This is a genomic window from Amycolatopsis sp. NPDC006131 (assembly GCF_040614175.1).
Taxonomy (GTDB): Bacteria; Actinomycetota; Actinomycetes; order Mycobacteriales; family Pseudonocardiaceae; genus Amycolatopsis_E; species Amycolatopsis_E tucumanensis.
Window position 1 is genome coordinate 1 of the sequence record NZ_JBEXTX010000102.1, and the last position, 8,633, is coordinate 8,633.

The window sequence follows — 8,633 nt, forward strand, 5'->3', positions numbered from 1 at the left end:
TGAATGACGCGACGAATGCCCGGTTTCTGAGAAAGACACCGGCGCTGACCTGCCCTGCCGTGGTACCCTGCCGAGGCGCCGCCTCGCCTCGGCGTGTCCGCCACTCACCGGGAATTCGAGCGCCGCTCAGATGAGCCCGTTGCGCAGCGCGTAGGACACGGCGTGCGTGCGGTTGCGCAGCCCAAGCCTGCTGGTGAGGCTGTGCAGGATGTTCTTGACGGTGCGCTCCGAATAGGACATTTCCGCGGCGATCTCGGCGGTGTCCTGGCCGTCGGCGAGGCGGCGCAGCACCTCGGTCTCGCGGCGGGACAGCCCGTTCAGCATCAGCTCGCGCGGCGCCAGTACCTCGCGCTGCAGGCGGGCCAGCCCGTGCAGCACCTGGCCCAGCTGTTCGGCAGGCAGGTGGCCGTGGCCCTGGTGCGCGTCGGCGATCGCGCGCAGCAGGCGGGCCGTCGTGACCTCCGCGCGCGGGAGCAGCACCACCAGGCCGTTCTCGATCGCGGTCCACAGTTCCGCCGGGCGGGGCGCGTCGGTGATCAGGACCAGTCGCGCGTTCGTCGGGGCGTCGGCCACCAGCTCCGGCAGACCGGCCACCGACTCGGTCATCGCGACCACGACGTCCGCCGAGGCGGGCGTGCCGTTGACGACGTGGATGCCGGGTTTGCCCTGGATCTCGCTGAGCAGGCCGGCGCGCAGGAACACGTCGTCGGCCAGCACCGCGACGCGGACCACCGCGCGGTCGGCCGCCGGGACGGCGTGCAGGCGGGCGGCGGGCCGGCCGCCGGGGATCTCCCGCGTAGCGGTGCTGTACGGCATAGGGCCACCTAACCGTACCGATACAGGCGGAACCAGGCGGAAGCACCGGCAGGTTTCGGCGCCCGCAGTTCTGCCGGTTTAATGGGTGGCGGTGAGCGAGACACTGGACATAGGGTCGCCGGGGGAGGGTCCGACCTTCGGTGAACTGCTGCTACGCCATCGCCGCGCGGCCCGGCTCACCCAGGCCGACCTCGCGCAGGCCTCCGGGGTCAGCGTGCGCGCGCTGTCCGACCTGGAACGCGGCCGGGCCCGCGCCGCGCAGCGCCGCTCCACCGAAGCGCTCGCCGACGCGCTCGGGCTGACCGGCGGAAACCGTGAAGACTTCCTGGCCGCGGCCCGCGACGGCCGCCGTCGCAGGTCCAGACCAGCCGCGCCGTTCGCGGGGCCGCCGCCGGCCGCGGTGCCGGACCTGGTCGGCCGCGACCACGAGCTGGACGCGTTGCGCCGCGCCGCGGCCGACGCCCTCACCACCCCGAGCGGTGTGGTCGTGTCGCTCGTCGGGCACCCCGGAGTCGGCAAGACGGCGCTGGCCCGCACGGCCGCGCACCTGCTGGCGGCCGAGTTCCCGGACGGGTTCCTGTCGGTTGACCTGCGCGGCATGGACGACCAGCCGGTCACCCCGCGCGCCGCGCTGGACGTCCTGCTGCGTGGCCTGAACGTGCCGGCGGCGGAGATCCCGGCCGCGGTGGCCGAGCAGTCGTCGTTGTTCCGGTCGCTGCTGGCCGGCCGCCGGGTCCTGGTGCTGCTGGACAACGCGGCCGATGAGGCGCAGGTCCGCCCCCTGCTGGCGGCCGCCACCGGGTGCCTGACGCTCATCACCTGCCGCCGCGCGCTGGCCGGGCTGGAGTCGGCGCGCTGGTTGTGGCTGCGGCCGCTGGAGACCGCGGACGCGTCCGCGCTGGTCGCGGCGATCGCCGGGCCGGACCGGGTGCGCGCCGAGCCGTCCGCGGCCGCTGAACTGGCCGAGCTGTGCGGGAACCTGCCGCTGGCCGTGCGGATCGCGGGCAACCGGCTGGCGACCAGGCCGCACTGGACGATCGCCTACCTGGTCGACCAGTTGCGTGACGAGAGCACGCGGCTGGCCGCGTTGTCGGCGGGGGACCTGCGGGTGCGGTCGGCGTTCGAGATGTCGCACCGGCGGCTGTCCCCGGCGGCGCGGCTGGTGTTCCGCCGCCTTGCGGTGATCCCGGGCCCGGACTTCGGCGCCGACCTGGCCACCGTCGCCACCGGCATGGCGGCCCCGGACGTGCGCGCCCACATCGACGAGCTGGTCGACGCGAACCTCCTGCAGGCGGGCAGCGTGCCCGGCCGCTACACCTTCCACGACCTGATCCGCCTGTTCGCGCGAGAGCGGCTGGCCGTCGAGGAGGACGCCGGCGAGACGTCGGCGGCGACGTGCGCGGTGCTGGACCACCTGCTGGACACCGGGATCGAGGCCGGGCGGCTGTTCTACCCGGACGCGTTGCGGGATTCGCTGGAGGCGAGCCGGTTCGCGACGCGGGAGGAGGCCGCGGCCTGGCTCGACGCGGAGGCGGCGAACTGGCTCGCCGCGCAACGGGCCGCGCTCGCGCACGGCAAGCACCGGCAGGTGGTGGACCTGGCCAGGGCGTTGCACTGGTTCTCCGACGGCCGGATCCAGCAGCTGCCGTGGGCCGAGGTGTTCGCGCTGGGCGTGGACGCGGCGCGGGCGCTGGGCAGCCGGCCGGACGAGGCCGTGTTGCTCAACTTCCTCGGGTGGGCGCGGTACTACTGCCTCGGCGACAACGAAGGTGGCCGCGCCGCGCACGAGGAGGCGCTGGCGATCGCGACCGAGATCGGCGACCGGCGTGAGCAGACGTGGGCGCTCGGGTACCTCGGTTCGGTGTTGTTGCGGCTGGGGCGGCCGGAGGAGGCGCTGGACCACGTCGAGCGGTCGGTCGGCTTGGCGGACATGGATTTCTGGATGGGGCAGGGGTCGATCCGCAACGTGCTGGGGAAGGTGCTGTGCGCGGTCGGCCGTCCCGGCGAGGCGCTGCTGGTGCACCGCGAGGTGCTCGCCGACACCGACCGCTACCGGGACGACGCGAACCCGTTCACGTACCGGTTCTTCCGCGCGCTGACGTTCCAGTTGCTCGGCAGGGCGCTGACGGAGACCGGTGACTGGCCGGGCGGCGCCGAGGCGTTCCGGACGGCGCGGACGCTGTTCGACGAGGGCGGTTTCCCCGTGCCGGGCGCCGAATGCGCCGTCCAGGAGGGCGCGGCCTGGCGGGAGGCCGGTCGGCTGGGCCTGGCGGAGGACTGCCTGCAGGCGGCTTTGGAGGTGTTCACGCAGGTGCTGACGCGCTGGCAGCGGGCGCAGGCGCTCGCGGAGCTGGCGCTGGTGCTGGACGCGACCGGTCGAGGCCAGCTGGCGGCCGAGCACCGTCGGGAGGCGCTTGTGGTGTGTGAGGACCTGGGCACCGAGGCGGCGGCGGAGCTGGCGAAGCGGTTGTTGTCCGGGCCGGGTTGAGCCGGCGCGCGGATCCGGGCACCGAGGCGCCGGAGGTGGCGAAGCCTCTCGCGGCCCGGGCGCGGCGGGTGTGGCGCAGCGCTCGTCGCGCGGGCGCTGCGGGTGTGGCGAAGTGCTTGCCGCCCGGGCGCGGCGGGTGTGGGCGGGCAGGGTTGACCGTCCGATAGGGCATGGCGGCGTGTGGTCGCTGGCGTCGCGCGTCGCTTCGGGTTTCACTGAGCGTGATCTCGGCAGGAACGATCAGTACGGGGAGCGCGGACGTGGGCGAGCAGGACGCTCAGAACTGGGCCGCGCGCAGCCACCGCGAAATGTACGAGGCTGTGCACACCGCCGCCGGCCCCGCCGCGGAGGCCGCCCGCGCCGCGATGCCGGAACCGACGCCGTTCGACCTGGACGAGACCCTCGAGCGCCTCTTCGGCCACGGCGGATTCGACACGCTGCACGAAGCCGCCGGTGACTTGCGTCCCGCGGCCGAGCGCGCGTGGCGTGCGCACGACGAGGCGGTGGCAGTGATGGCCGCGTTCGCTGCCGGAGTGGCGGAGGTTGGCTCGTCGATCCCACAGCAGACCGAAGCGCCTACGAGTGACGGCGGTTGCTCACGGGAGTTTCCGCCTACGGATCGCGGTGCAGGGGATTCGCTGCCGTCCGCGTCTGCTTCATGTGGTGCGGTGCCGGTGTTGCCGGACAGCGATTCCCGGAGGGGCGATTCACAGGTTTCGTCCGCGTCTGCTTCGTTGTTGTTGCCGGACAACGGTTCTCGGCGAAGCGATCCACCGGTCCCGTTCACAACTGCATCGTCGGTGCTGCCGGACAGCGGTCCCCGGCTGAGCGCACCGGCCTCGTCCACGTCTGCTTCGTTGGTGTTGCCGGACAACGGTTCTCGGCCGAGCGATTCACAGGTCCCGTCCACAACTGTATCGTCGGTGCTGCCGGACAGCGATCCCCGGCCGAGCGCACCGGTTCCGTCCACGTCTGCTTCATCCATGTTGCCGGACAGTGACTTCCGGCGGGGGGCTCTGTCGGTTTCATCCACATGTGCTTCTCCCGGTTCTACATCACCCTTGCGCCGCAACGATCCCCGGCCCAGTGATCAGCCGGTTTCAGTCGCTGCTCCGTCTTCCGTGACGGCATCATCGTTGCGGCACAATGACTTCCGGCGGAGTGATCCGCCGGTTCCGCCCGCGTCCGCGATCAGCGGCGCCGCGGGTGGCGCCACCCATCGGCCGGGTGCGACGAACTCGCCCCGGCCGCCCGGTACGCGCACCACCGGCCCGGCGATCCCGGGTTCCGGCGGTGCTGGCTCGTTGTGCCCCGGCACCGCCGGTTTCGGCGGTGCCGGGAGCCCGGGCAGCGGTGGCGGCGCGTTCGCCGTCCGGTTCGGCGAGGCGGCGGGGCCCGGCGCAGGCGGCCGGGCCCCCGCCGCGTGGCCGGCATGACCCCCCGAAGACCCGACTTCGTCCTGTCCGCCCCCGAGTTCGACCTCCTCTGGGGCGACCTCGAACTGCCGCCCGCGCCGTACCCGCTGCGGGTGCCCAGCACCGGCCGCACCTTCGCCGTCCGGGCGCGGCTCACCGACGAGGTGTACCGGTCGTGCGCGGAACGCGGCCTGGCGTCCGGCCGCCGGCTCGACGCCCGGCTCGAAGCGCTGCTCGCCCTGCTGGCCGGGCCGGAGGTGTCGGTCGACGCCGTCGGGCACATCGGTTACCCGGTCCGCGCCCTCGCCGCGGCCGCGGGCCGGACCGGGGTGCTGGCCGTGCTCGCCGGCGGCGAGATCTGGCTGACCGAGATCCCGCCCACCGCGCTGGTCCCGGAGATCGTCGCGGTGTTCCCGCCCGGTACGCCCGGCGCGCCGGTGGATCCGTTCGCAGTGGACGCCCTCGCCGGAAGCCGTTCCAGCGGAGGGCAGATCGGCGCGCACGCCGGCACGCGATCATCCACTGTGGTCACCTGGTTCGACTCGTCGCGCGGCCGGTACCTCGTCTCCCGCGACGGCGACGGCATCACCGTCACGCCCACCGACGACACCCGCCTCGCCGATCGCGTGACCGCGCTGTTGACGAGCACCGCGGAGATACATACTGTAGGTATGTAACTGTTCGCGGCGTAGCGAGGTGTCCATGGGGCAGTCGGGGCCCAGTGCCACGGGCCGGATCGATGTCGCGGCGGAGCCGGGGCGGGTCTACGACCTGGTGAGCGATCCCGGCGTGCTCGCCGAGCTGGCCGAGGAGTACAACGGTTTCCGCTGGCTGGGCGGGGTGACCGGCGCCCGGGTCGGCGCGCGGTTCCGCGGAATCAACCGCCGTGGAGCGCGGTTGTGGAGCACCGTCAGCACGATCACCGACGCCGACGAGGGGAAGCGGTTCGCCTTCGAGGTGCGTTCGCTGGGCATCCCGGTTTCCCGGTGGCAATACGACATCGAGCCCGCCGGCGACGGCTGCGTGGTGACCGAAAGCACGTGGGACAAGCGACCGGTCTGGTTCCGCGCGCCGAGTTCGCTGGTGACCGGCGTGTGGCAGCGCGAGGACAAGAACCGGTCCAACATCGCCGCGACGCTCCAGCGCCTGAAGACCCGCGCCGAACGCCCCTGATCCCGGGCGATGGTTCAGCCGCGGCGGCTCCAGGATTGGCTGGGCCACTTTGCCACTTCGCCGAGGTGAATCAGTGGCTGAGCCAGTCGACCACCGGACCTCGGCCGAGTCACGACAGGCAAGGGCCGGGAGGGGCTGCGACGGACCGAACGGGAGAGCGGTCCGCTCAGCGGTAGACCACCAGCGCGCCCCGGTTCTTGCGCAGCGTCACGTCGGGCGGGACCTGGGTCAGCTCGCCGTCCACCGCGAGGCGCAGGCGGCCGCCGGGGGCGCTGATCTTCAGTTGCGGCGCCGCCGGCCGGTCCTGGTACGGCGTGCACCAGCGCAGCGTTCCGGTCAGCACGGCCAGCACGACCCGCGTGCGCGCGAACGGGCTTTCCGCGTACACCACGCGGATGTCGAGCAGCCCGTCGTGCAGACTGGGGCGGTACGTGGGCGCGAACCCGCGCGGGCGGTACGCCCCGTTGCCCGCGAAGATCATCCACACGCGGCGCCGCTCGCCGTTCACCACCAGCTCCTGCGGCTTCGCGCGGCGCAGCACGTGCACCAGCCCGACCAGCACCGCCGGCCACTTCCCGATCCGCTTCTCCCACTTCTCCCGGTACCGGACCAGATCGGTGTAGAGACCGGTGCTGCAGGTGTTGACGAACACCTGGCTGTCCGCCACCCCGAGGTCGATCCGCACCGCGGAACCGGTCCGCAGCGCGGTGACCGCGTCGTCCGGCGTCTCCACGCCGAGGTCGCGTGCGAAGTGATTCAGGGTGCCCGCCGGGACGACGAGGAGCGGGACGCCGTGCTCGGCGGCGACCCGCGCGGCGACGTTGATCGTGCCGTCCCCGCCCGCGACGCCCAGGACGCGGCAGGTCCGGGCGGCCTCGGTGATCGCCTCGGTGAGGTCCTCACCGTCGGCCGGTTCGACGATCTTGGCCTGCGGCAGTTCCGCGGCGATGTGGTCCAAAATCGCCGCGCCCGCGCTGCCAGCGGACGAGTTGGCCACCAGGACCAGCCCGTCACCCGTCGGCAGGGCGGGCGCCGGACACGGTTCGGCGTCCGACGGGCCGGCCGGGGTGCGCGGCCACCACGACAACGTCACGAGGCCCGCGGTCAGGCCGAGGCCGACCCCGGCGAGCACGTCGGACGGGTAGTGCGCGCCGGTGACCACGCGGGAGGTGGCCACCCCGGCGGCGAGAGCCCCGACCGGCGCGGCGAGCGCGGGCCACTCCAGCGTGGCGCCGACGGCGAAGGCGGCCGCGGACGCGGAGTGCCCGGACGGGAAGGACGTCGTCCACGGCGCGCGCCGCAACTGCCGGACCGGCGGGATGGCGACCGTCGACGGGCGGGTGCGGCGGATGATCCGCTTGCTCAGGCCGTTGGCCGTCGCGCTCGCGATGCCCAGCGCAAGCATCCCGCGCAGGGCGGCGCGGCGCGCGCGGCGGTTGCGCGTCGCGGCGAGCGTGCCGCTGACCGCCCACCACAGGCCGCCGTAGTTGGCCGCGCGGCCGAGGCGGGGCAGCACCCGGTCCAGGAGCGCCGAGTCGGTCGCCGCCACCCGCGCGAACACCTGCCGGTCCAGCCGGGACACCCATCGCCGCATGCCGGCAGTCTATGCGCGTTCCGGGCTTGCTTCCGGGCACGGCGAGGAGTACACCGGATTCTATGACAACTGTCATGACGGTGGCCGAGCTGGACGGCACGTCCACGGCGGAGGTCGCCGAACTGGTCCTGGCCTGCTCCGCGGGTACTCTCCGGAACCGCTTCCTGATGCCGGGGCGGCCGGACCCGCGGGACGTCCTCGTCCGCTACCGGCGTTACCTCCTCGCCGGGCCGCCACACGGGGTCGCGCTGGTCGCGTTCAGCGGGCGGTCGCCTGCCGGGCTGCTGAACCTGGTCGCGGGCGAGGCGCGGGCCGCGGAGCTCGGCATCGTGGTCGCGGACCCGTGGCAGCGGCAGGGGATTGCGACGGCGATGGCTTCGTGGTTGCGGACTTCGGGCCGGTGGGAGGGGTGGACGGTGCGGGCGGTGACGCACGCGGACAATGTGGCGGCGAAGGCTTTGTTGCGGGGTCAGGGTTTCCGGCTGCTGGGCGGGGTCGATCGCGGCGAGTACCGCTACGAGTTGACGATGCCGGGACCGGTGTGGGAGGTCGCGAGGTGACGCGCGGGCCGCGGGAGCGGATGGTCTACAGCGCTGCGCAGCTGATCCGGACGCAGGGGGTGAGCGGCACCGGGATGCGGGAGGTGGTGGAGCACGCGTCGGCGCCGCGGGGGTCCCTGCAGCACTACTTCCCGGGCGGCAAGGACCAGCTGGTGCGTGAGGCGCTGGCGTGGTCCGGCGACTTCGCGGCGCGGCGGGTCGAGCGGTACGCCGAGGCCGCGCCGACTCCCGCCGGGTTGTTCGCCGGGATGGTGGCGCAGTGGCGGGACCAGTTTCGCGAGGAGGGTTTCGCGGCGGGGTGCCCGCTCGTCGCGGCGACGGCGGACGTGGTGGCGGGCAACGAAAACCTGCGGCAGGCCGTGTGCGCGGGGTTCGAGACGTGGCTGCGGCCGGTGGCGGACAGTCTGCGGGAGATGGGTGTGCCGGAGGCGCGTTGCCGGTCGCTCGCGATGGTGATGATCAGCGCGCTCGAAGGGGCGATCGTGATGGCGCGGGCGCAGGAGGACGTGGCGCCGCTGGACGCGGTGGTGGCGGAGCTGGGCCCGGTGCTGGATGCGGCGCGGGGTTGATGGTGGGTTTGGTGGGGC

General features: G+C 73.5%; 8 protein-coding genes. 5 read left to right on the forward strand and 3 right to left on the reverse strand.

Annotation, left to right across the window (positions count from 1 at the left end; genetic code table 11):
* Positions 1-126: 126 nt before the first annotated feature.
* Entirely contained in the window at positions 127-816 is a 690-nt protein-coding gene (locus ABZ215_RS34720; RefSeq protein ID WP_237336806.1) for a response regulator transcription factor, read from the reverse strand.
* Positions 817-907: 91 nt separating this feature from the next.
* On the opposite strand from ABZ215_RS34720, the gene ABZ215_RS34725 reads away from it, so the two are divergent.
* Positions 908-3,304 carry an XRE family transcriptional regulator gene (locus ABZ215_RS34725; protein WP_235716067.1) on the forward strand — a complete coding sequence of 799 codons (2,397 nt, stop codon included), beginning with the start codon at positions 908-910 and terminating at the stop codon, positions 3,302-3,304.
* Between the two features lie 277 nt (positions 3,305-3,581).
* On the opposite strand, the gene ABZ215_RS34730 is transcribed toward ABZ215_RS34725, so the two are convergent.
* Positions 3,582-4,337 carry a hypothetical protein gene (locus tag ABZ215_RS34730; RefSeq protein ID WP_354954560.1) on the reverse strand — a complete coding sequence of 252 codons (756 nt, stop codon included), beginning with the start codon at positions 4,335-4,337 and terminating at the stop codon, positions 3,582-3,584.
* Positions 4,338-4,736: 399 nt separating this feature from the next.
* On the opposite strand from ABZ215_RS34730, the gene ABZ215_RS34735 reads away from it, so the two are divergent.
* Together ABZ215_RS34735 and ABZ215_RS34740 are read left to right on the forward strand one after the other, a co-directional pair.
* Positions 4,737-5,396, forward strand: a complete 660-nt coding sequence (locus ABZ215_RS34735; RefSeq protein WP_354954562.1) for an ESX secretion-associated protein EspG — start codon at positions 4,737-4,739, stop codon at positions 5,394-5,396.
* 25 nt (positions 5,397-5,421) lie between these two features.
* Positions 5,422-5,892 (forward strand): SRPBCC family protein, encoded by a 471-nt coding sequence (locus ABZ215_RS34740; RefSeq protein ID WP_354954564.1) that lies wholly within the window; start codon positions 5,422-5,424, stop codon positions 5,890-5,892.
* A 166-nt stretch (positions 5,893-6,058) separates the two neighbouring features.
* Here ABZ215_RS34740 and ABZ215_RS34745 read toward each other — a convergent pair whose 3' ends face one another.
* On the reverse strand, positions 6,059-7,486 hold the full coding sequence (locus ABZ215_RS34745; RefSeq protein ID WP_354954566.1) for a phosphatase PAP2 family protein: 1,428 nt from the start codon (positions 7,484-7,486) through the stop codon (positions 6,059-6,061).
* Between the two features lie 62 nt (positions 7,487-7,548).
* Here ABZ215_RS34745 and ABZ215_RS34750 point away from each other — a divergent pair, with 62 nt between their 5' ends.
* Together ABZ215_RS34750 and ABZ215_RS34755 are read left to right on the forward strand one after the other, a co-directional pair.
* The gene (locus ABZ215_RS34750) at positions 7,549-8,046 is read left to right on the forward strand and encodes a GNAT family N-acetyltransferase (protein WP_237336800.1); all 498 of its coding nucleotides are present in this window, start codon (positions 7,549-7,551) and stop codon (positions 8,044-8,046) included.
* Entirely contained in the window at positions 8,028-8,615 is a 588-nt protein-coding gene (locus tag ABZ215_RS34755; protein WP_354954568.1) for a TetR/AcrR family transcriptional regulator, read from the forward strand. The genes ABZ215_RS34750 and ABZ215_RS34755 overlap by 19 nt, the downstream gene beginning before the upstream one ends.
* The last annotated feature ends 18 nt before the right edge of the window (positions 8,616-8,633 follow it).

What these genes read in the sequence shown, in the direction of transcription:
- ABZ215_RS34740 (WP_354954564.1), top strand. Translation starts at nt 5,422, where the DNA reads ATGGGGCAGTCGGGGCCCAGTGCCACGGGCCGGATCGATGTCGCGGCG.
- ABZ215_RS34745 (WP_354954566.1), bottom strand. Translation starts at nt 7,486, where the DNA reads ATGCGGCGATGGGTGTCCCGGCTGGACCGGCAGGTGTTCGCGCGGGTG.
- ABZ215_RS34750 (WP_237336800.1), top strand. Translation starts at nt 7,549, where the DNA reads ATGACAACTGTCATGACGGTGGCCGAGCTGGACGGCACGTCCACGGCG.
- ABZ215_RS34735 (WP_354954562.1), top strand. Translation starts at nt 4,737, where the DNA reads ATGACCCCCCGAAGACCCGACTTCGTCCTGTCCGCCCCCGAGTTCGAC.
- ABZ215_RS34720 (WP_237336806.1), bottom strand. Translation starts at nt 816, where the DNA reads ATGCCGTACAGCACCGCTACGCGGGAGATCCCCGGCGGCCGGCCCGCC.